The organism is Leucobacter exalbidus, from assembly GCF_017834145.1.
Classification (GTDB): Bacteria; Actinomycetota; Actinomycetes; order Actinomycetales; family Microbacteriaceae; genus Leucobacter; species Leucobacter exalbidus.
In genome coordinates this window covers 905,532-926,415 of sequence record NZ_JAFIDA010000001.1, presented here as the reverse complement: position 1 = coordinate 926,415, position 20,884 = coordinate 905,532, and the positions used below count along the sequence as shown (strand labels likewise).

Below are 20,884 nucleotides of genomic sequence, written 5' to 3'. Positions count from 1 at the left end.
GGTGCCATCCCTTACGGGGTGACACCGTGCCTGTGCGCGTTGAAGCTTAGAACTTGCAGAGTTCCTGCAGGGTCTCGCTTGAGCCTGAGAACGACTTGGCCAGCGATTCCACCTTCTCGGTGAAAGCTTCAGTCTTTTTCTGAAACTCTTCCAAAGCCTTCGGGTCGGTGTAATCAATGTCTTCCAGCGAGGGCATATTGCTGCCCTCCTCGCCTTCTACGGATTTAGCGATCTTTGCATAATCGGTGGCAATCCCCTTCAGTGCCTCAGCAACCTCGGGGTTTTCGACCGTTTGCTGAGCTTTCAGTGCTATGTCTTCAAATCCAGCGAACATCTCGGTGAGACTATTGTCACTAGCCGCAGAATCAGTGAGCGCCGTGTCGCTTTCGGTCTGAACTTCGGTCATGGTCTTCAACGCAACGTCACACGCTTCTGCAACGCTCTGACCGCCTGAGCATGATGCCAAGCTGAGTGCGAGACCGGCAATGCCGAATGCGCTAGCGATTTTTGTGGTGGTCTTGATGAAGCTCATAGGGGGTCCTAGCGTGCGCTGCAACGCGCATATCTGTAAAACGGGTGTGCGTATTCAGGCTAACAGCCAGGCGGCCAGTTAGGGTGCATGCATGGCAACTGACCACGTAAGCGCAGACCAACCACACACGCAGCATGCCCAGCATCGGGGGAGCGAGGCTCACTCGGGCTCCGATACAAATGACCCGATGGTGACGTTAATGGAGACGGTGCGGGCCATGGTTTCGGCGGGCGGATGCGCCTGGCATGAGGCACAAACCCACGAATCTCTCACCCCATATTTAGTTGAAGAATCTTCTGAACTTATCGATGCCATAGAGCGCGATTTGCCCGCATCAGAGGTGAAACTAGAGCTCGGAGACGTGCTCTACCAGGTGTTATTTCATGCCGCGATCGCCGAGCGCGACGGCGAAGGATACGACCTCGACGAGGTGGCTCGCGCGCTCAACGAGAAGCTCATTGCGCGCCATCCGCACGTCTTTGGCGACCGCGGGTACCTCTCGCTCGAGGAGCTTGAGGCTGAGTGGGAGCGCCTGAAAGAGGACGCGGCCGGCGAGGCTCGCGGCACCCGTCACGCGCTCGAGGGCATCCCCAGTGGAATGCCGGCGCTCGCCCGCGCCGCGAAGGTCGTCGAGCGGCTCAAACGCGCAAAACTGATTGACCCCAGCGAGATGGAGGGGATCCACAGGGACCCCCTCGCTGCCGTGATTGGGCCCGATGAGCGGCGCCTCGCCGAGGTGGGAGTGGGTGACGCGATTCTCGCGATCGTGACGCGGGCGAACGCGGCTGGCGTTGATCCGGATCGCGCGCTGCGTCTCGCGGTCGATCGCATGGCGGCCCGGGCCGCCCACTCCTAGTTCAGCGGGGGTGCTGGCGGTGCCGATGATGAATGCCCCCAGAGGGCTCGCATCACCGCGGCGGCGTCATCGGCAGACAGGCCGGCGGCCTCTGCCGCTTCAATAAACGCGCGGGCCTGCTCAACGACTTCTTTGGGGGCCCGCGATGCGCCTGGTGCGACGCGGGTGCCTGCTGCGGTGCGGGTGGTCACCAGGCCCTCTTGCTCGAGGGCGCGATAGGCCTTGGCCGCGGTTGCGACCGCGACGCCAAAGTCACGCGCGGTTTGCCGCACAGTGGGGAGTCGCTCGCCGTCACCCAGCTGACCCGAGCTGATGGCACCGCGAAACAGTTCGGTGATCTCATCGGCATTGCTCGGTGGCGGGGTTGCGGGCTTATTGGTGCTCACTGAATACCTCTGATGTTTTGGCAGCTGACTGTGCCGGGGAACCTCCGGCTGAGAACCTACGGGCGCGCAAGGTATCGGTCATTACCCGCAGCAGCAACGCTGCGCCGAGGCCCTGTATGACATAGCCACCCTTGTGCATAATAAACGCGATGTCGTGATAGCCAGTACCCGCGGTAAAAGGCTGCTGGCTGCCAGGGGCGACCTGCTCGGGATCATACTGCGTGACCACGCCGGTGAACTCACCGATGAATCCGGCGTGTGCCCACACCGCGCCAAGGGTGAGCAGCAGTCCACCCAGGGTGATCCAGAGCAGCATGGCTGAAGTCGCGGTGCGTTGTGCACGTGCTTCAGCGGCGGGCAGCTGTACAGGCAAGGGTCGGTTTGCGCTGTCGTTCAACGCGACGATCAGCAAAAGCGTCGTGATCACCAACGCGAGAATACTGCCGAGATGATTGGGCCAACCCACCCCGGCGAGGTATCCCGTGCCGCCCTGGAAGGGCAAATAGATGGGGAGTTGGGTGGGGTGAGCGGTGGTGTTTCCATAGAAGTTTGCTCCCTCGGGCGCAGAAACTCCGAGCAGGGATTGCCAGATGTTGGTGCCGAGCAAAAGGACCGCCAGGGCGACGGCAGTCCATAGCTGAGCCGGGCGGGCGAATGCGTCCCACCGGTGATGCGGAGCAATCGCGTGGCCGCCCGTTCTAGAACGTGGCTCTCTGCGCAGCAGCAAAAGCGCGAGAAGGAGCACCACTGCAACGGCAGCGAGCGGCGCCGCACGCCGCCACCAGCCGCCGAACCCACTTGGGTCGGGGAAAGCGTAGAGATAGGACTGCCAAGAAGTGTAGGAGGCCACGGCCACGACGAAGCCCGCACCAATGATGCCTAAGGCTGTCAGGGTTGTTGTGCGTGGGTTTCGTCCAGGAATCGTCAATAGTCGACGCGGATACACCCACGAGAGCAGAAAGAACACAATGCCCAGGGTGAGCGCGGGTTCGAGGGGAACTGCGCCGATGATGGAACGGAAGACGTGAGTCGCAGATGAGCTCAGCATGAGGTCCTTGTCGTCGATAACTGTTGTGCTGCAAGGCTAGTACAACTTGTTCTGTCTTCGCAATACAAGATGTCGCACCTTGATGTTGGGTGTTGCGACGAAGTACAAAGGCCCTGAGAGTAGGCTGATTCGGTAACCCAAACGGGTGAGACTCAAGCTAAGTAGGGGAGATGCATGGCCAGCGACCAGACGCAGACCGAGACCGCGATTCGCGCGGCGGTCAATGAAAACTTCACGGGCACACTCGATGACCTGCAGCGCCTCGTGCGCATTCCGTCAGTATCGTGGCCCGCATTCAACCACGAGCACCTGCGCGCCACGTCGGCTGATATCGCCAACATGCTGCGCGAAACGGGCATCTTCGGCGTCGTTGACGTGCGACGTGCACCGCTCGACGTGCAGCCCGAAGGCGCCACCGAGATCCAGTACGGCCAGCCCGCCGTGGTGGCCCGCCGCGAGCCGCGCAACGGCCGCCCCACCGTGCTGCTGTACGCGCACCACGACGTGCAGCCTCCCGGAAAAGACGAAGACTGGGACACCCCGCCGTTCGAGCCCACCGAGCGCAACGGCCGCCTCTACGGCCGCGGAGCTGCCGATGACAAGGCCGGCGTGATGGCTCACGTGGGTGCGATTCGCGCACTCGTTGAAACCGCGCAGGCAGAGGGCCGCGAGCTCGACCTCGGCATCGCGCTGTTCATCGAGGGCGAAGAAGAGTGGGCGTCACAGTCCTTCGGGTCGTTCTTGCACGAGAACCGCGATCTGCTCGCCGCCGACGCGATCATCGTGGCCGACTCGGGCAACTGGGACGAGACGACCCCGGCGCTCACCGTGGCACTGCGCGGCGCGGTGGCGTTCAACCTGAAGGTTGAAACGCTCGGCCACGCCTCGCACTCGGGCATGTTCGGTGGGGCAGTACCCGACGCGATGCTCGCGACGGTGCGCCTGCTCGACACCCTGTGGGACGCCGACGGATCGGTCGCCGTTGAGGGACTGGTAACCGCAGAGATTGCGGCCCCGGCCTACGACGAGGGCCGCCTGCGCGAGGAGTCGGCGCTGCTGCCCGGCGTCTCGCCCATTGGCCGCGGCGAGATCCTGTCGCGCATCTGGGCACAGCCCGCGATCTCGATCACGGGCATCGACGCGCCCGACGTAGCGAACGCCTCGAACACGCTGATTCCGTCGACTCGGGTGCGCCTGAGCTCACGCATCGCCCCGGGCCAAGACCCGACGGCCGCCTACGAGGCCATCAAGTCACACCTCGAGGCGCGCGCCCCGTTCGGCGCAAAGCTCACCTTCGAAGACCCGGGCCTCGGCCAGGCATTCCTCGTCGACACGAGCGGCTGGGCCGTCACAGAGGTGCGTCAGGCCATGGCTGATGCGTGGGAAAAGACGCCGGTCGACATGGGTGTGGGCGGATCGATTCCGTTCATTGCCGAGCTCGTCAGCGAGTTCCCCGAGGCCCAGATTCTGGTCACGGGCGTCGAAGACCCCGATGGTCGCGCACACAGCCCCAACGAGTCGCTGCACATCGAATCGTTTCGCAAGTCAGTGCTCACCGAGGCACTGTTCCTGGCACGCCTCGACGCACGCACGAACACCGACGCGTAAGTGGGCAGCGCACCCAGCAGCTTCTGGGGGCGCGCCACATAACAACAGCGAGGCCGGATCACCTAGGTGATCCGGCCCCGCTGTTGCATTTCGCCCCGCAGGGAAGAAATTAGCGCTGCTGCGTGCGCAGCAGATCGCGAATCTCAGCGAGCAGCTCCTCCTGCGACGGGCCGGCCTCAACCTCAGGCTCGGGCTTGCGCAGCTTGTTCATGGGCAGCACGAACGCGAAGTACACAACAGCCGCGACGATCACGAAGTTGAGCAGTGCGCCGATGACCGCGCCGAGCCCAATCGCGCCGCCACCGGGCAGCGCAATCATCAGTGCGGTGTCGAGCGAATCGGCCTGGAAGACCATGCCGATGACCGGCGTGATGAGCGAATCGACGACCTTCTGAACGACCGCGTTAAACGCTGCGCCAATGACAACTGCGACCGCGAGGTCGACGACATTGCCGCGAAGCAAGAATTCTTTGAATCCCTTGAACATTATTTCCCCCGAAGTGGCAGTAAATGAAAGTGGTAAAACCGTGTCGTGCACACGATAGCGCGGCAGGCGCGTTTCGTGTGCGCGACGAGCGGAATTGTGACGATCTGTGCGATGCGTGACCGCCCGGGGTGGTGGGTGATGGCAGAATGAAGCTGTTGTCCCGATCTGGGAGCGATCCAAAGGAGCACAGGTGAAGTACTTTTCCACCCGCGGCGGCATGGCGCCCGCATCGTATAGCGAGATTCTTTTGGAGGGGCTCGCCACAGACGGCGGCCTGGTAGTGCCAGAGACGGTGCCACGCGTGACGCCCGCGCAGATTGAGTCGTGGCGTGGGCTCAGCTACCCCGAGCTCGCCACCGAAGTGCTGGGGTTGTACGCGACCGACATCTCGCGCGAAGATCTGTCGCGCATGTGCCACGCGGCCTACAGCAGCGAAAACTTCGTTGACGCGGCCATCGTGCCCGTGACGCCGCTCGAGGGCGAGATCTCGCTCGTGGGCCTGTCTGAGGGGCCGACGCTGGCGTTCAAAGACATGGCGATGCAGTTCTTGGGCCAGGCGCTCGAGCACGTACTGTCGACCGCAGATCGCGCACTCAATATCGTGGGCGCGACCTCAGGCGACACCGGATCAGCCGCAGAATACGCGCTGCGCGGTAAGGCCGGCATCTCGGTCTTTATGCTCTCCCCGCAGGGGCGCATGAGTGATTTCCAGCGCGCGCAGATGTACTCGCTCACCGACGAAAACATTCACAACATCGCCCTCGAGGGCGTGTTTGATGATTGCCAGAACCTCATCAAGGCGCTCTCGGGCGACCTCGAGTTCAAGCGTGAGCACGACCTCGGCACGGTCAACTCGATTAACCTCGGCCGCATCTCGGCGCAGATGGTGTACTACTTCTGGGCGTGGTTGCGCGCCACCGACGCCGTCGCTGAGGCCGAGCGCGCCACGTTCGAGGTGTCGTTCACGGTGCCGTCTGGCAACTTCGGCAACATCCTTTCGGGCCACCTCGCCCGCAGCATGGGGCTGCCGATTCGTCGCCTCGTGCTCGCCGCCAATGAGAACAACGTGCTCGACGACTTCTTCCGCACCGGCGTCTACGCGCCCCGCGCCGCGGCAGAAACGTACCTGACGTCGAGCCCGTCAATGGACATCTCGAAGGCCTCAAACCTCGAGCGCTTCATTTTCGACCTGCTGGGCCGCGACCCCGAGCGCCTCGCCGCTGCGTGGCGCGAACTCGACGAGACGGGTCAGATCGACCTCACCGCTGAGCTGCCCCGGTTTGTGTCAGAGTTCGGCTTTGAAAGCGGCACCTCCACTCACGCCGATCGCGTCGCCACGATTCGCTCGGTATTTGAGACGACCGGCACGCTGCTTGACCCGCACACCGCAGACGGCGTGAAGGTCGCGCGCGAGCACCTCGAGCCCGGCGTACCGATGCTCGTGCTCGAAACGGCGAAGCCCGCGAAGTTCCCCGAGATCGTGTTCGAGGCTACGGGCGAGCGCATCGGCATTCCCGAGCACCTCGACGGTCTGCTCGAGCTGCCGCAGCACGTCACCGATATGGGCAACGACGAGGCCGCGCTGCGTGCCTTCGTTGCTGAGCGCGCGACCAAGCGCTAACCGCAGTACCGCACGTCGCAGTGCCGCCGCTTCAACGAAAGGAAACAATGTTTTCTCGAAAGAATCCGAAGGATGTTGAGCGGCGGCTTGCGCGGCTTGAAACTGTCACCGGCGCGCAGCGCGATGCTGCGGGCGCCGGGCGCGCGGTATCGCCAGCCCGCGGGGCCTGGGGCGACGCGTTCGGGCTGCTCGCGACCCGCTCGCTGCAGATCATCATCGTCGTGACGCTGACGGCCGCCATCATCTATGGACTGCGCACGCTCAACACCGTCGTGATTCCGCTGCTGCTCGCGCTCATCCTCGCGAGCACCTTCGCCCCGGTGATGCGGTGGCTGAAATCGCGCCGCGTACCCTCAGCGCTTGCCACCGTCATTGTGCTGTTGGGCATTATGGTGCTGCTCACCGCCATCGGGTGGCTTATCGTGTGGGCCGTCCAAGATCAGTGGGATGAACTGGCAGCGCAGGCACAAGACGGGTTGAACCAGGTGATTGCCTGGGTGCAGAGCATGCCGTTTGCGCCCACTACCGCCCAGTTTGAAGAGTGGCGAGAGGCCATCGTCGGCTTCGTGACGAGCGCTCAGTTCGGGTCGGGAGCTCTTGCGGGCGTCGGCGTATTGACAAGTTTCATTACCGGTCTCGTGCTGCTCATTGTGGTGCTGTTCTTCTTCTTGAAGGACGGCCCGCAAATCTGGCGCTTCGTGCTGCGCCCCTTCACCGGTGCCGCGCTGCAGCGCGCCGAACGCGCCGGCACCAAGACCGTGCAGACCCTGGGTGCGTATGTGCGGGGCACCGCCGGCGTCGCCGCGGTCGATGCCCTCGGCATCGGCATCGGTTTGACCATCTTGCAGGTGCCGCTCGCGCTGCCGCTGTCGGTGCTCGTGTTCGTACTCGCGTTCATTCCCATCGTGGGTGCGACGCTCGCCGGCATTCTGGCGGCCCTCGTCGCGCTCGTGGCCAACGGGCCCATCAACGCGATCATCGTGGTGGGTGTGGTCGTGCTGGTGAACCAGCTCGAGGGCAACTTCCTGCAGCCCGTGCTCATGGGCCGCGCGCTCAAGCTGCATTCGCTCGTCATCTTGCTGGCCTTGACCGTCGGCACGCTGCTCGGCAACATTCTCGGCGCCGTACTCGCGGTGCCCATCGCCGCGGTCGTCTGGGGCATTATTCAGGTGTGGGATGGCCCCAATACCCCCGCGAAGGCGTTTCGTTCGCCCGTGACACACGAGTGACACGCCTATAAACCGCGGGTCGCAGATTTCTGAACGAATTTTCGCGGGCGTAACGTGCGGCTGAGGCCGACCCTGGGCAAGACAACTTCCGCATGATTACGCCAGACACACGCGGGCGTACGGGGCTGATTTGCCGGGGTCGGTTCTGCTGTGTCAGAATATATCTCGTTGCCAGCACGGCGAAATTCGTTTCGCAGCTAGTAACGCGTCCGGCCCCATCGTATAGCGGCCTAGTACGCCGCCCTCTCACGGCGGTAACACGGGTTCAAATCCCGTTGGGGTCACCGGATCGAAAGCCTCACCGAAAGGTGAGGCTTTCGTTGTATCTGGGCACCTGCACCAGTCTTGGCGGGGGAGTCGCTCGTGAGCGGAGTCTCGGCCTATAGGACAAAACGTGTGGGTTTTGTTGAGCGTGTCTCAGGGCCTGCCCGCCCATCCGCTGCGTGTCCATAGCCCTTCGTTGGCATCGAGGCCGGTGTCATAGAGCGATACTGGCGCTGCTGGATCTTTCGACTCTGGTTGTGCAGTGTTCGTGTGTTGCCGTTTCTCGGGTTGGTGTTCTTTGAGGATCACTGCTGGGTTCGGGAACTCTGAATGCAGATACAACCACCACTCGATCGCTCGTCGTTGATGTTCTTCTGGCATGCCCCGATGGAGGCGGAGCAGAAGCCTCATCTGGGAGTTCGTGCCTCCCTCGATCTCGTTCGTCGTGGAGGGCACGTTGAGATGCGCGAGTTGCGGGCTGAGGAACGTAAATAGATGGCCGCCCTGGATAGCGCGTTGTAGCACTTGGTAGCCCGACCTGAGGCGTTGATGCGTGTACCACCAGGTTTGGTTCGGCCTCGCCCACGACGGCACCTCGGCCGCGTGTTTGCGATACGTGCGTTCCTTGGTGAGGTGCAGGAACGAGTTCTCCCAGGCCAGGAAAAGCTGCGCCCATTCCTCGCCCCCAGTGACAGTTTTTACGCGGGTGAGTTTCAGAGCAAGGCCCCACAACCCCTGACCGGCAGGCGTTTTTGAGCGGGTCGTGACGTGTTTCCGGACGTTGCGTTGGAGATGCACGAGACAGCGTTGAACCTGGGCCGTAGGCCAATGAGTATTGAGCGCAGCATGCATGCCCGATCCGCCATCACACACCACGACCAGGGGCGCCGGCAGCCGTTGCATGAGCGCGCCCCAAGCAGCCGCTGACTCACGAGAACACCATTGGAACGCGACTACGGTTCCGCGGTGAGTGGCGACCAGCACACACCAGCCTGTCCGCAGATTGAACCCATCGATCTGGAGGACGTCGTACACCGCGCCAGTGACTGGAATGACGGGGCGGAGCGCCCAGCACCAGGCCGTCGTGCGGCGGAACTGTCGAGCTGCGCTGGCACCTCCGAGATCAGCCTGCGAGGCCTTCCCCGTGATCCAGGCGAGGAACTGATCCAGTTGCGCTTTGCGTGTCACATCGGGGCGTTTCCGAACCGATGAAGCACCGCATTTGGGGCATCTCCAACGCACGGTTCCCGCGGGGGTCGTGCCATTCCTGACGAGCTTGGTGTTGTATATCAGGCAGGTGGTGGTGTTCTCGCTTTTGGGCACAGTTAAGGGTGCCCGGGCATAGCTTCCCTGGGTTTACCGCGTCATCCTGGGGCTAGATCAAGATCTCGTACACACGTTTTGTCCTATAGGCCGGAGTCTCCTGCGAGGAGCTCACTGTAATCGGCGCTTCCCTGGGTGTCGTGCGGATGCTCTGTAATTGACGCACATCACCGGCGCGTCATGGTCGCGTCGATTTGGCGAGGCCGCAACTCCTGTGTCAGAATAGACCTCGTTGCCAGCGCAGCAGAATTCATTCTGCAGCTAGTAACGCGTCCGGCCCCATCGTATAGCGGCCTAGTACGCCGCCCTCTCACGGCGGTAACACGGGTTCAAATCCCGTTGGGGTCACCGGATCGAAAGCCTCACCGAAAGGTGGGGCTTTCGTTGTATCTAGACACAGTTTCTGCGCCAGCCGCCTCCTTGCCGCTTGTGCCACACGCACCAACTCCGGAGCTTTCAGTAACTCCGGAGGCATCCCGCGCCCAGGATCCGGAATTAGTGAATTCACCGGAGTTAGTGAGTGCCCGCGCAGAATCAGCGCCCGCGCAGAATCAGCACCCGCGCAGAGTCAGCGCCGCAATCACCGAGACAGCCTGAAAATGGCGAGCCTTCGGGCGTCGTGAGCCCCCGAAAAGCTGGCGCACGAACGTGCGAGCGCTAGCGCCCCGGCCACACGCGCGCTGCAGCACGATTATCGGTTCGCCCGCTCCGCAGTAAGCTTGAGACGTTTAGTCCCAGCACAAAGAGGAGCGCTCAGTGGCCCGCACCATCAAACTCGCAGTTATTCCCGGTGATGGAATCGGTGTGGAGGTAACCGCACAGGCCAACCGCGTCCTCGACGCCGTGCTGGCCGGCGGCGACGTCACCCTCGAGCGCACCGAGTTCAAGCTCGGCGCCGAGCGCTTTCTCGCCACGGGCGACACCCTGCCCGAGATCGAGCAGGCCGCGATTGCGACGCACGACGCGATTCTGTTCGGCGCCGTGGGCGGCGTGCCCGGCGACCCCCGCCTGAAGCACGCAAACATTGAGCGCGGGCTGCTGCTGAAGCTGCGCTTCGATTTCGACCAGTACGCCAACGTGCGCCCCTGCACGCTGTTCCCCGGCGTTGCTTCGACGCTCGCCGAGCCCGGTGACGTTGACTTCGTGGTCGTACGCGAGGGCACTGAGGGCCCGTACGTCGGCAACGGCGGCCGGCTGCGCGAGGGCACCCCGCACGAGGTGGCCACCGAGGTATCGGTGAACACGGCGTTCGGTGTCGAGCGCATCGTGCGCTACGCCTTTGAGATGGCGCAGAAGCGCCCGCGTAAGCAGCTCACCTGGGTACACAAGACCAACGTGCTCGTACACGCCGGTGCCACTTGGCAGCGCGTCGTCGGTGCGGTTTCGGCCGAGTTCCCCGAAATCACCGTCGACTACATGCACGTCGACGCCGCCACGATTCACATGGTGCAGAACCCCTCGCGGTTCGATGTGATCGTCACGGACAACCTCTTCGGTGACATCCTCACCGACCTCGCCGGCGCCATTGGCGGCGGCATCGGAATTGCGGCCTCGGGCAACATCAACCCCACAGGCGAATTTCCGAGCATGTTTGAGCCGGTGCACGGCTCTGCGCCCGATATTGCTGGGCAGCAGAAGGCCGACCCCACTGCAGCGATCCTGTCTGCGGCCATCATGCTCGACCACCTCGAGCTGCCCGTAGAGGCCGAGCGCGTTCGCGCCGCCGTACGTGCTGATCTCGCGACTCGAGGAGACGCTGCGCGCGGCACCAGCGTTATTGGTGACTCGATCATCAACGCACTGCCCGCGCGCGCGGCTTAACTCACACAAAATTTTGGCAGGAAGAACCTCATGACCGCATACTCCTTCACCCACACCCCGGCCACGCCGATGCCGGCCGAGCAGCGCGAAGCGTTGCTCGCCGACCCCGGGTTTGGCGATATCTTCACCGAGCACATGGTGTCGATCACGTGGACCCGCGAGGCTGGCTGGCATGACGCCGAGGTGCTCCCGTACGGGCCGATCCCGATGGATCCCGCCTCGTCAGTGCTGCACTACGGCCAGGAAATCTTCGAGGGTTTGAAGGCCTACCGTCGCGCAGACGGCTCCATCGTGACCTTCCGCCCCGAAGCCAACGCGCGTCGCCTCAACCAGTCGGCCACGCGCCTCGCGCTGCCCGAGATTCCTGAAGACCTGTTCGTGCAGGCCGTACACGAGCTCGTGACGGCCGACCGCGATTGGGTGCCCTCGGGATTCGACCAGAGCCTGTACCTGCGCCCGTTCATGATCGCCGATGAGAGCTTCCTCGGTGTGCGCGCCGCACAGCGCGCCCGCTTCATGGTGATCGCCAGCCCCGCCGGCCCCTACTTCTCGGGCGGCGTGAAGCCGGTTTCGATCTGGCTGTCGCAGACGCTCGCGCGCGCCGGTCACGGTGGCACGGGCGCCGCGAAGTGCGGCGGCAACTATGCCGCATCGCTCGCCCCGCAGAACGAAGCAGCCGAGAATGGCTGCCAGCAGGTGCTGTTCACCGACACCGCGACCGAAGACACGATCGACGAGCTCGGCGGCATGAACATGTTCTTGGTGCGCGCCGACGGCACGCTGCTCACGCCGAAGCTCAACGGCAACATTCTCGACGGCATCACCCGTCGCAGCCTGATCCAGCTCGCAAAGGATCGCGGCCACTCCGTGGAAGAGCGCGCGGTCACCGTGTCTGAGTGGCGCGCAGGCGTCGCAGACGGCTCGATCATCGAGGCATTCGCCTGCGGCACTGCCGCGGTGATCACCCCGATCGGCCAGCTGAAGTCGACTGATTTCACCATCGATTTTGGCGACAAGGCCCCGGGCGAACTCACGATGTCGCTGCGTGAAGAGCTCACCGGCATTCAGACGGGTGCCCGCGAGGATCGCCACAACTGGCTCGACGTGATCGTCGCAGCGGAGGCATAAGCATGAAGATCGCACGTTACCTGCACGAGGGCGAGATCGCGTTCGGCATCATCGACCGGGCCGAGTCAGGCGAGGGCGTTGAACTCGTCGAGCTGCGCGGCGACCCCATCGTTGCCGGCTATGACACGACCGGGCGCCGGGTACCCCTGGGGGCAGTAAAACTGCTCGCCCCCGTGATTCCCCGCTCGAAGGTGGTCTGCATCGGCAAGAACTACGCCGATCACGTGGAAGAAATGCGCGACGTCACCGGCGGCGAGGCCACCGTTGAACCGCTGCTGTTTTTGAAGCCCAACACCTCGGTGATTGGCCCCGATGACGCCATTGTGCGCCCCGCGATCTCGAATCGTGTGGAGCATGAGGGCGAACTCGCGATGGTCATCGGCGCCGTGGCGAAGGACGTACCAGAAGAGGACGCCCTGAAGTACGTGTTTGGCTTTACGTGCGCCAACGATGTCACCGCCCGCGACCTGCAGATCGCTGACGGCCAGTGGACGCGTGGCAAGGGCTTTGACACGTTCTGCCCGCTCGGGCCCGTGATCGAAACCGATCCCGATCTCAGCAACGCCAGCATCGTGACGCGGGTCAACGGTGAGGTGCGCCAGCAGGGCAACACCTCGCAGCTGATCCACTCGCTCGCGAAGATTGTGGCGTATGCGTCGCAGGCCTTCACGCTGCTGCCTGGCGATGTGATTTTGACGGGCACCCCGGCAGGGGTCGGCCTGCTCGAAGCAGGCGACACCGTTGAGGTTGAAATCGAAGGTGTGGGAACGCTGCGAAATACGGTGCGGTAGCACTCCTGTGAGTTAGATTCGAAGCGGCGCCCGGCCGGGCGCCGCTTCTCGACGGAAGGTGCGCGAGATGACCGCTCGCACCCAATACGCCCCGCGCTTCGGGGTCGAAGAAGAGTTTCTGCTGCTCGACCAGGCCACGGGCCTGCCGCGCGACGGAGCCGATGAGCTGGTGCGGGCACTGCCCGATCTGCGCTGCGACTACGAGTATTTTCACTCGCAGATCGAGACGGCCACCCCGGTGTGCACCGCCGCAAACGAAGCGCTTGAATCGCTCACCACATTTCGCACGCGTGCCGCGGCCGCGGCCGCGCAGCACGGTCTCGTGCTCGCCGGCACGGGGCTGCCCCCGGTCGGCGGCAGCCAGCCCGGCCGCGTGGTGGCCAACGATCGCTACCTCAACATCGACCGCACGATGCGCGGCATGGTGACGCGGTATTACTCGACGGGCACCCACGTGCACGTCGAGGTGCCCTCGCGCGATGCCGGCGTCGACGTGTTCGCCCGCATCGCGGCCTGGTCGCCCGTGCTCGTCGCCCTCACCGCCAACTCACCCGTGTGGCTGAGCGGCGATACCGGGTATGCGAGCTGGCGATACATGTCGGTGCAGCAGTGGCCCAGCTCGGGCTACCCGCCGCATTTCGCGAGCGCCAACGAGTACGAGCAGGTGGTGCAGAGCCTCGTGCGAGCGGGGGCACTCATTGATCCGGCGCTGGTGAATTGGTCGATCAGGCTCTCAGATAAGTACCCCACGATCGAGCTGCGCACCGCAGACTCGCAGCTCGAGGCGCGCGATGCGGTCGCCTTCGCGCTCATTTTGCGGGCGCTCGTGGCGCGTGCGCTGCGGGAGCGCGACGCCGCAGAACCATTCGAGCGCGCGCAGGCCGATGTGCTGCGCGGGGCCCACTGGCTCGCGGCCCGCAACGGCATTGCCACCGAACTGGTGCACCCGCACGTGGGCGAAGCCCGCCCCGCGTTCGAGGTCATCTCGGCGCTGCTCGACTACGTTTCGGGTGAGCTCGACGACGCGGGCGACCTCGCGACCGTTGAACGCTTTCTGGCCCGCCGCCGCGCCACGCTCGGCCCGGCCGAGCTGCAGCGCGCCACCTGGGCCGCGGGCGGCACGCAGGCCCTCCTCGAGCTGTATCGGGCGGGCCACACCGCCACGGCATAACCTTCGCCGGAACCCTCGCGCACAACCCCGCGGTCGACTACGCTTCAGAGCACGACTGCTACGAGGGAGGCGTGCGATGAGCGACTGGCGAGCCCTGCGGGTAGGGGAATCGGTGCGCGAGCGCCGAGCACTGCTCGAACTCGCCCACGAGACCTTCGTCACCGACGGCGCAAACAATCCCGAGGCGCGCGCCAAACTCTCGCTGCTGCGCCCGGTCGTGCTGGCTTCGTGGCTGCGCTCCCAAAAACGCACCATTGACCCGGATCACGCGCCCCAGCAAGCCTCGCTCACCCGCGCCGCGCTCGACGACGTGCTCGCCACCCATCCCATTGGCAAGGTGCTGCCCGTGGTGCAGCGTTTGCTACTGGAAGAAGCGAACGACTCGGGATTCATTATCGCGGTGGGTGATGCCGCGGGCAGGCTGCTGTGGGTCGACGGCGATCACACCCTGCGGTCGCGCGCCGAAGATATGGGGTTTGCGGCGGGGGTCGACTGGTCAGAAGAAGCGGTGGGCACGAGTGCTCCCGGCAGCGCGATCGCGATCAACCACTCCATTCAGGTGCTCGGCGCCGAACACTATGCGCGGGCGGTGCACGAGTGGAGCTGCACGGCGGCGCCCGTGCACGACCCCGAGAGCGGGGCGATCCTCGGGGTGATTGATGTTACCGGCGGTGACGGGGCAGCCTCGCCGCATCTGATGCCGCTCGTGGAAGCGACCGTGGCGGCCGTGCACGCCGAGCTGAAGCTCGCCTCGCTGCGCGCCCTGATCGATGCCGAACGCCAGCTTCCTGCGGTGCGCGTCATGATGACGGGTGCCACAGGCGCCAAAATCGGTGAGGGCGCCGGGGGAGCAACAGGCGCGACCCCCACCGCGGTGTCGGTGGGCACGGGAGCTGGGGCCGATGATGCCGCGGGTAGCGCTGGGCGGAGGCTTACCGTCGGCACCGGGCAGCGGTCACCCCGTCAGGCGAGTCAGCGCCAGCTGGCGCCGAGGCTGGTAGCGCTGGGGCGGGATCCGGCGCTGCTCGAGCACGCCGGGGGCACCCACCCGATTGGGGGTCGGCACAGTGAGATTTTGCTCGCGCTGGCCGCGTCGCCGCGCGGGCGCAGTGCGGCCCAGCTCACCGATGACGTGTATGGCGAAGAGGGCACCGAGCAGACGTTGCGCGCCGAAATCGTGCGGTTGCGCAGGTGGCTGGCGGCCGCGGGGATCGCGATCGAGATTGCTTCGCGGCCGTACCGCCTCGATGTGCCGCTGCGGGTCGATGCGCTCGAGGCCCTCGAAGCGCTGCAGCGCGGCGCCCACCGGCTGGCGCTTGCGGCCTACGAGGGGCCGCTGATGCCGGTGTCAGATGCGCCCGTGGCCGTGCGGCTGCGAGGGGAAGTGGATGCGACGCTGCGCGAAGCCCTGCTGCAATCGGCCGCCGCTGAGCCCCTGTTTGACTACGCCCAAAACTGGGCGCTCACCGACGCTGAGGTGTGGCAGACGCTGCTGCAGGTGCTGCCGCCGCTGTCTCCTAAGCGCGCCAGGGTCGTCGCCAAGCTTGCCGAAATCGCGGCGCTTGCCTGACGATTGCGCGGCCGCGCGGTCGGCGTGACCTCGCTGTTTTGCCGCCGTGATTTCGATGCAACGTTGATGCAACGTTGCCGCGCGTATGGTGTGCCTCACGGGTGGTTCGCCACCCGCCACCGACAACGATGTCAGAGGAGAACACCATGACCGTGTACGCCGCACCAGGGCAGCCAGACTCCCTGGTGAAATTTAAGAGCCGATACGAGCACTACATCGGCGGCAAGTGGGTGCCGCCCGTCAAAGGGCAGTACTTTGAAAACGTCACCCCCGTCACCGGCCAAGCCTTCTGCGATGTGGCACGCGGCACCGCAGAAGATATCGAGGTCGCCCTCGACGCCGCTCACGCCGCAGCACCCGCCTGGGGCAAGACCAGCCCGGCAGAGCGCGCCATCATTTTGAACCGCATCGCAGACCGCATGGAACAAAACCTTGAAATGATCGCGGTCGCCGAGACCTGGGATAACGGCAAGGCCGTGCGCGAAACGCTCAACGCAGATATTCCGCTCGCCATCGACCACTTTCGCTACTTCGCCGGCGCCATTCGCGCCCAAGAGGGCGGCCTGTCACAGATCAACGAAGACCTCGTCGCCTACCACTTCCACGAGCCCCTCGGCGTGGTCGGCCAGATCATCCCCTGGAACTTTCCGATTCTGATGGCCGTGTGGAAGCTTGCCCCGGCGCTCGCCGCGGGTAACGCGATTGTGCTGAAGCCCGCCGAGCAGACCCCCACCTCGATTCTCGTGCTGATGGAACTCATCGGCGATCTACTGCCGCCCGGGGTGCTCAACATCGTGAACGGCTTCGGCGCCGAGGCCGGCAAGCCGCTCGCCTCGAACAAGCGCATTCGCAAGATCGCGTTCACCGGTGAAACGACCACGGGCCGACTCATCATGCAGTACGCCTCAGAGAACATCATTCCGGTGACGCTTGAGCTGGGTGGCAAGAGCCCCAACATCTTCTTCGACGATGTGATGAAGAAAGATGACGCCTACTGGGATAAGGCGCAAGAGGGCTTCACCATGTTCGCCCTGAACCAGGGTGAGGTGTGCACCTGCCCGTCTCGCGCGCTCGTACAGGAGTCGATGGCCGATAGCTTCTTCGACGCCGTGGTTGAGCGCACCAAGAAGATCAAGCGCGGTAACCCGCTCGACACCGACACGATGATGGGGGCACAAGCATCAAACGATCAGTTTGAAAAGATTCGGTCGTACCTCGACATCGGTAAGCAAGAGGGCGCTCAGGTGCTCACGGGCGGCGAGGTCGATGATCTTGGCGGCGAGTTCGCGGGCGGCTTCTACATTCAGCCGACCATCTTCAGGGGCGACAACTCGATGCGCATCTTCCAAGAGGAGATCTTTGGGCCGGTGGTGTCGGCGACGACCTTCACTGACTTCGACGACGCCATTCGCATCGCCAACGACACCCTCTATGGGTTGGGCGCAGGCGTGTGGAGCCGCGATGGCAACACCGCATATCGGGCGGGGCGGGCCATTCAGGCGGGCCGCGTGTGGGTCAATAACTACCACGCATACCCCGCGCACGCGGCCTTCGGTGGCTACAAGTCGAGCGGTATCGGGCGAGAGAACCACCTGATGATGCTGGATCACTACCAGCAGACGAAGAACCTGTTGGTGAGCTACAAGGAGAGCGCTGACGGCTTCTTTTAACGAGATCCCGGCGGGCTGGCACGAGGGGGACTTGCGGCCGGCCCGCCGCGGTAACACCGCAACACTGCAGTAACGCAACACCGTAATTCCGCAACACCGTAGTTCAGCAGCATCGCTACACCGCAGCATCGCTACACCGCAGGATCGCGACACCGCAGTACCGCAGCACGACACCGGGAGGTCGGTTATGTCTGACGCACCAATCATCAACGACGAAAGCGAGAGCTGCGAGCTGCCCACGCGGGCAGCGCAGCTTAGCGCGATCGATATTGCTGGCTGCGTGCCGGCCCGCCCCGAGGTGCCGGGGGAGAGCGCGAGCAGACTCGCGTTCACCCCCGCCGCCCTCGCGCTCATCGACAAACTCTGGCTGTTGCACGGCCCGCTGATGTTTCACCAGTCGGGTGGCTGCTGCGACGGCAGTGCCCCCATGTGTTACCAGGCGGGGGAGTTTCGCACGGGTGGCCAAGACGTGCTGCTGGGCACCCTCGAGCTGCCTGGGCTGGCGACTGATGATCCGGATCCTGCCTCGCCAAGCCCAGCTCCAGCCGGGCCAGCCCCGCGCGAGATTGGGTTTTGGATGTCGCGTGAACAGTTCGCGGTGTGGGCGCACACGCACCTCACCATCGATGCGGTGCCGGGGCGTGGGGGAGGGTTCTCGCTCGAGGCTCCGGAGGGGCAAAGATTCTTGATTCGGTCGCGATTATTGTGACCCGCGGGGCGGGTACGGCAGGCTCTCACCCACCTCGCCGCAGTTAATGAGACAATTGGAGCACGATGGATCCGAATAAGCTCAACCACACCCCGGCCGCGCTCCCCCCGAAAAAAGATGAACCGCCCAAGTTCATCAAGACGCGCCCCCGCGCCGAGGGCGAAGCTTCGCGACCCCAGGTGCGGCCCAAGGCCGAGGGTTGGAAGCAGATTACCAATGCTGACGGACGCCCGACGCTGCAGTTTGCCTCCCCGCGCGTCAAGCAGCCCGACACCCACCTCGCCGATATGACGATGGCCGAGCGTGAAGCGAAGCTTGCCGAGATGGGCGTGCCGAAGTTTCGGGCGAAGCAGCTGTCGACCCACTACTTCGAGCACCACACCACGTCTCCTGAAGACATGACGGACCTGCCCAAGGACCGCCGTGAGGAGCTGGCGAAGGCGTTCTTCCCGCCGCTGCTCACCGAGGTGAAGCGCCTCGTGACCGACGACGGCAAAACCGTCAAGGTGCTGTGGCGCTTGTTCGATGGCGCCCTCGTTGAGTCGGTGCTGATGCGCTACCCCGGCCGCATTACGCTGTGTGTGTCGAGCCAGTGTGGCTGCGGCATGAACTGCCCGTTCTGCGCCACCGGCCAGGCGGGCCTGACGCGCAACATGTCGACGGCCGAGATTCTCGACCAGATCGTACAGGCCAACCGCATCATCTCTGAGGGTGGCCTCGGGCACAAGCGCCGCGAGGGCAACGGTGTGGAAGCCGAGCGCGTGCACAACATTGTGTTCATGGGCATGGGCGAACCGCTCGCCAACTACAAGCGCGTGATGAACGCGGTGCACCGCATGATCGCGCCCTCACCCGAGGGCCTGGGCATGTCGGCCCGCGGCATTACCGTCTCGACGGTGGGTCTGGCCCCCGCGATTCGTAAGCTCGCCGACGAGAACATTCCGATCACGTTCGCGCTGTCGCTGCACGCCCCCGATGACAAGCTGCGCGACGAACTGATTCCCGTGAACAGCCGGTGGAAGGTCGAAGAAGTGCTCGACGCCGCCTACGAGTACTACGAGAAGACCGGCCGCCGCGTCTCGATCGAATATGCCCTGATTAAGGACATGAACGATCACGGCTGGCGCGCCGATCTGCTCGCCGACAAGCTCAACTCGCGCGGGCGCGGTTGGGTGCACGTCAACCCGATTCCGTTGAACCCGACGCCGGGCTCGATCTGGACCTCGTCGACCCGCGAGGTGACGCGTGAGTTCGTTGATCGCTTGAACGCCGCCGGTGTGCCCACCACGCTGCGTGACACACGAGGTAAAGAAATCGACGGTGCCTGCGGTCAGCTCGTAGCATCAGAGGAAGACAAGCGCGAAGCCGTAGAGGCTGCGGCGGCCGATGCCGCTGCGCGAGCGTAAGCTGCACGAACCGGTTTACTCAGGTTCACCCGCGGCTATCGTTCGGTCGTCACACGCTGACTGAGGAGATGCCCCGCATGCCCACTTCTGACTACATTGTGATCGGAGCGGGCATCGCCGGGGCCTCGGCCGCGTGGCGTCTCGCCCAGCGAGGCGCGCACGTCACCGTGCTTGAGCGCACCACCCCCGCAAATGCGGCGGGCAGCTCGCACGGATCGGCCCGCATCTTTCGGTATGCCTACGCGCAGCCGCTCTACGCCGGGCTCGTGGTGCGGGCGAAAACGGGGTGGGATGAGCTGGAGCGGCTCTCGGGCACGCCACTGATCTCGCCCACCGGCGCCGTCGACTTTGGGGCAGACCGGCGCCCGCAAGATTTGGCACACGTGCTTGACACAGTGGGTGTCGAACACGAACTGCTCGACGCGGGCGCAGCGCAGGAGCGCTGGCCCCAATTCAACTTCGACTCAGACGTGCTGTGGCAGCCCGGCGCCGGGGTGCTCGACGCCGAAACGACAGTGCAGACGATGCTCGCGCTCGCACAGGCGACGGGCTTTGCTGAGGTACGCACGAACTGGAACGTGGCCTCGGTGCGCCGCATTGGCAGCGCAGGTTTCGAAGTGCGTTCAGTCACGGGCGAGACCGTGACCGGCAAGAAAGTGATTGTGGCGGCCGGCGGTTGGCTGCCGCATCTGCTGCGCGACCTCGCGCTGCCCGAAGCATTCGTGCGGTCATTCCCCGCGCTCGAGGTGCGGCAAGAGCAGGCGTTCCACATGCCCTGGCGAGACACCGATGATGCGGGCCAGCCGTACCCCAGCTGGCCAACCTTTATTCATAACCGTGCCGGGGTCGACGTTTACGGGCTGCCCGGTGGCCGCGATGCCGGGCACCGCGGCCAGAAGTTTGCCCGCTTTAACGGCGGCAAAGTGTTGCCGTCGGCGCTCGACCAAGACGGCGAGATTCTGCCCGAGATGCGTGACTGGATCATCGGGTACGCCCGCGAGTTCTTGCCCGGGCTCGTACCCGAACCGTACGCAGAGACCACGTGTCTCTTCACCAACACCCCCAGCGAAGACTTCGTCATCGATGAGGCCGACGGGGTCATCGTGGTGTCGGCGTGCTCGGGGCACGGGGCCAAGTTTGCGCCGGTGCTGGGCGAGCTCGGGGCCGATCTCGCGACGGGTGCGGGCGCGGTGCCGGCTGAATTTCGGGTGGCCGCACACGCGGGGAGCCGACCGCGCGGCTCAGCGTAGTCGCCAGGAGCGGC

At 64.4% G+C, this 20,884-nt stretch carries 18 protein-coding genes and 2 tRNA genes; 15 read left to right on the top strand and 5 right to left on the bottom strand.

The genetic code is table 11. The features are described from left to right. Positions 1 to 46 precede the first annotated feature (46 nt). Positions 47 to 532 carry a hypothetical protein gene (locus JOF28_RS04245; RefSeq protein WP_209704623.1) on the bottom strand — a complete coding sequence of 162 codons (486 nt, stop codon included), beginning with the start codon at positions 530 to 532 and terminating at the stop codon, positions 47 to 49. Positions 533 to 719: 187 nt separating this feature from the next. Here JOF28_RS04245 and JOF28_RS04240 point away from each other — a divergent pair, with 187 nt between their 5' ends. Then, positions 720 to 1,388, top strand: coding sequence for a MazG nucleotide pyrophosphohydrolase domain-containing protein (locus tag JOF28_RS04240; RefSeq protein ID WP_209704622.1), 669 nt, complete (start codon positions 720 to 722; stop codon positions 1,386 to 1,388). Here the strand turns inward: JOF28_RS04240 and JOF28_RS04235 are convergent. Both JOF28_RS04235 and JOF28_RS04230 read right to left on the bottom strand, forming a co-directional pair. Continuing rightward, positions 1,385 to 1,774, bottom strand: coding sequence for a GntR family transcriptional regulator (locus JOF28_RS04235; RefSeq protein ID WP_209704621.1), 390 nt, complete (start codon positions 1,772 to 1,774; stop codon positions 1,385 to 1,387). The two genes, JOF28_RS04240 and JOF28_RS04235, sit on opposite strands and share 4 nt — an antisense overlap. Then, positions 1,761 to 2,741 carry a hypothetical protein gene (locus JOF28_RS04230; RefSeq protein WP_209704620.1) on the bottom strand — a complete coding sequence of 327 codons (981 nt, stop codon included), beginning with the start codon at positions 2,739 to 2,741 and terminating at the stop codon, positions 1,761 to 1,763. The genes JOF28_RS04235 and JOF28_RS04230 overlap by 14 nt, the downstream gene beginning before the upstream one ends. Positions 2,742 to 2,996: 255 nt before the next feature. Here JOF28_RS04230 and JOF28_RS04225 point away from each other — a divergent pair, with 255 nt between their 5' ends. Continuing rightward, positions 2,997 to 4,430 carry a dipeptidase gene (locus JOF28_RS04225; RefSeq protein WP_209704619.1) on the top strand — a complete coding sequence of 478 codons (1,434 nt, stop codon included), beginning with the start codon at positions 2,997 to 2,999 and terminating at the stop codon, positions 4,428 to 4,430. A gap of 109 nt (positions 4,431 to 4,539) precedes the next feature. On the opposite strand, the gene mscL is transcribed toward JOF28_RS04225, so the two are convergent. Next, positions 4,540 to 4,917, bottom strand: coding sequence for a large conductance mechanosensitive channel protein MscL (gene mscL / locus JOF28_RS04220; protein ID WP_209704618.1), 378 nt, complete (start codon positions 4,915 to 4,917; stop codon positions 4,540 to 4,542). A 190-nt stretch (positions 4,918 to 5,107) separates the two neighbouring features. On the opposite strand from mscL, the gene thrC reads away from it, so the two are divergent. From thrC to JOF28_RS04205, 3 genes are all read left to right on the top strand, one after another. Beyond that, positions 5,108 to 6,538 carry a threonine synthase gene (thrC, locus tag JOF28_RS04215; RefSeq protein ID WP_209704617.1) on the top strand — a complete coding sequence of 477 codons (1,431 nt, stop codon included), beginning with the start codon at positions 5,108 to 5,110 and terminating at the stop codon, positions 6,536 to 6,538. Positions 6,539 to 6,585: 47 nt separating this feature from the next. Next, positions 6,586 to 7,767 carry an AI-2E family transporter gene (locus JOF28_RS04210; protein ID WP_209704616.1) on the top strand — a complete coding sequence of 394 codons (1,182 nt, stop codon included), beginning with the start codon at positions 6,586 to 6,588 and terminating at the stop codon, positions 7,765 to 7,767. Between the two features lie 211 nt (positions 7,768 to 7,978). Continuing rightward, positions 7,979 to 8,051, top strand: a tRNA-Glu gene (locus tag JOF28_RS04205). A gap of 133 nt (positions 8,052 to 8,184) precedes the next feature. On the opposite strand, the gene JOF28_RS04200 is transcribed toward JOF28_RS04205, so the two are convergent. Continuing rightward, positions 8,185 to 9,354: an IS1249 family transposase gene (locus tag JOF28_RS04200; protein ID WP_209704615.1), complete on the bottom strand. Its 1,170-nt coding sequence runs from the start codon at positions 9,352 to 9,354 to the stop codon at positions 8,185 to 8,187. Between the two features lie 275 nt (positions 9,355 to 9,629). Here JOF28_RS04200 and JOF28_RS04195 point away from each other — a divergent pair. The 10 genes from JOF28_RS04195 (at position 9,630) to JOF28_RS04150 (ending at position 20,870) form a co-directional block, all read left to right on the top strand. Then, positions 9,630 to 9,702: transfer RNA gene (locus tag JOF28_RS04195), tRNA-Glu, on the top strand. Positions 9,703 to 10,110: 408 nt separating this feature from the next. Continuing rightward, positions 10,111 to 11,175, top strand: coding sequence for a 3-isopropylmalate dehydrogenase (locus tag JOF28_RS04190; protein ID WP_209704614.1), 1,065 nt, complete (start codon positions 10,111 to 10,113; stop codon positions 11,173 to 11,175). Positions 11,176 to 11,205: 30 nt separating this feature from the next. After that, complete coding sequence (locus tag JOF28_RS04185) at positions 11,206 to 12,303, top strand: branched-chain amino acid aminotransferase (RefSeq protein WP_209704613.1); 1,098 nt, start codon at positions 11,206 to 11,208, stop codon at positions 12,301 to 12,303. A 2-nt stretch (positions 12,304 to 12,305) separates the two neighbouring features. Then, a complete protein-coding gene (locus JOF28_RS04180; protein ID WP_209704612.1) occupies positions 12,306 to 13,094 on the top strand; it encodes a fumarylacetoacetate hydrolase family protein in 789 nt (262 codons plus the stop codon). Between the two features lie 67 nt (positions 13,095 to 13,161). Then, positions 13,162 to 14,265 carry a carboxylate-amine ligase gene (locus tag JOF28_RS04175; protein WP_209704611.1) on the top strand — a complete coding sequence of 368 codons (1,104 nt, stop codon included), beginning with the start codon at positions 13,162 to 13,164 and terminating at the stop codon, positions 14,263 to 14,265. A gap of 76 nt (positions 14,266 to 14,341) precedes the next feature. Next, entirely contained in the window at positions 14,342 to 15,835 is a 1,494-nt protein-coding gene (locus tag JOF28_RS04170) for a sigma-54-dependent transcriptional regulator family protein (RefSeq protein WP_209704610.1), read from the top strand. Between the two features lie 146 nt (positions 15,836 to 15,981). Then, the gene (gene exaC / locus JOF28_RS04165) at positions 15,982 to 17,505 is read left to right on the top strand and encodes an acetaldehyde dehydrogenase ExaC (RefSeq protein ID WP_209704609.1); all 1,524 of its coding nucleotides are present in this window, start codon (positions 15,982 to 15,984) and stop codon (positions 17,503 to 17,505) included. 187 nt (positions 17,506 to 17,692) lie between these two features. Beyond that, entirely contained in the window at positions 17,693 to 18,214 is a 522-nt protein-coding gene (locus tag JOF28_RS04160) for a DUF779 domain-containing protein (RefSeq protein WP_209704608.1), read from the top strand. 65 nt (positions 18,215 to 18,279) lie between these two features. After that, a complete protein-coding gene (gene rlmN, locus JOF28_RS04155) occupies positions 18,280 to 19,620 on the top strand; it encodes a dual-specificity RNA methyltransferase RlmN (RefSeq protein ID WP_209704607.1) in 1,341 nt (446 codons plus the stop codon). Then, positions 19,539 to 20,870 carry an FAD-dependent oxidoreductase gene (locus JOF28_RS04150; protein ID WP_280909604.1) on the top strand — a complete coding sequence of 444 codons (1,332 nt, stop codon included), beginning with the start codon at positions 19,539 to 19,541 and terminating at the stop codon, positions 20,868 to 20,870. The genes rlmN and JOF28_RS04150 overlap by 82 nt, the downstream gene beginning before the upstream one ends. Positions 20,871 to 20,884 lie beyond the last annotated feature (14 nt).

Bases quoted from the DNA above. Each gene is read 5' to 3' on its own strand.
- JOF28_RS04210 (WP_209704616.1), top strand. From the start codon at position 6,586: ATGTTTTCTCGAAAGAATCCGAAGGATGTTGAGCGGCGGCTTGCGCGG.
- JOF28_RS04225 (WP_209704619.1), top strand. From the start codon at position 2,997: ATGGCCAGCGACCAGACGCAGACCGAGACCGCGATTCGCGCGGCGGTC.
- JOF28_RS04180 (WP_209704612.1), top strand. From the start codon at position 12,306: ATGAAGATCGCACGTTACCTGCACGAGGGCGAGATCGCGTTCGGCATC.
- JOF28_RS04245 (WP_209704623.1), bottom strand. From the start codon at position 532: ATGAGCTTCATCAAGACCACCACAAAAATCGCTAGCGCATTCGGCATT.
- exaC (WP_209704609.1), top strand. From the start codon at position 15,982: ATGACCGTGTACGCCGCACCAGGGCAGCCAGACTCCCTGGTGAAATTT.
- rlmN (WP_209704607.1), top strand. From the start codon at position 18,280: ATGGATCCGAATAAGCTCAACCACACCCCGGCCGCGCTCCCCCCGAAA.
- JOF28_RS04175 (WP_209704611.1), top strand. From the start codon at position 13,162: ATGACCGCTCGCACCCAATACGCCCCGCGCTTCGGGGTCGAAGAAGAG.
- JOF28_RS04170 (WP_209704610.1), top strand. From the start codon at position 14,342: ATGAGCGACTGGCGAGCCCTGCGGGTAGGGGAATCGGTGCGCGAGCGC.
- JOF28_RS04185 (WP_209704613.1), top strand. From the start codon at position 11,206: ATGACCGCATACTCCTTCACCCACACCCCGGCCACGCCGATGCCGGCC.
- JOF28_RS04240 (WP_209704622.1), top strand. From the start codon at position 720: ATGGTGACGTTAATGGAGACGGTGCGGGCCATGGTTTCGGCGGGCGGA.
- JOF28_RS04160 (WP_209704608.1), top strand. From the start codon at position 17,693: ATGTCTGACGCACCAATCATCAACGACGAAAGCGAGAGCTGCGAGCTG.
- mscL (WP_209704618.1), bottom strand. From the start codon at position 4,917: ATGTTCAAGGGATTCAAAGAATTCTTGCTTCGCGGCAATGTCGTCGAC.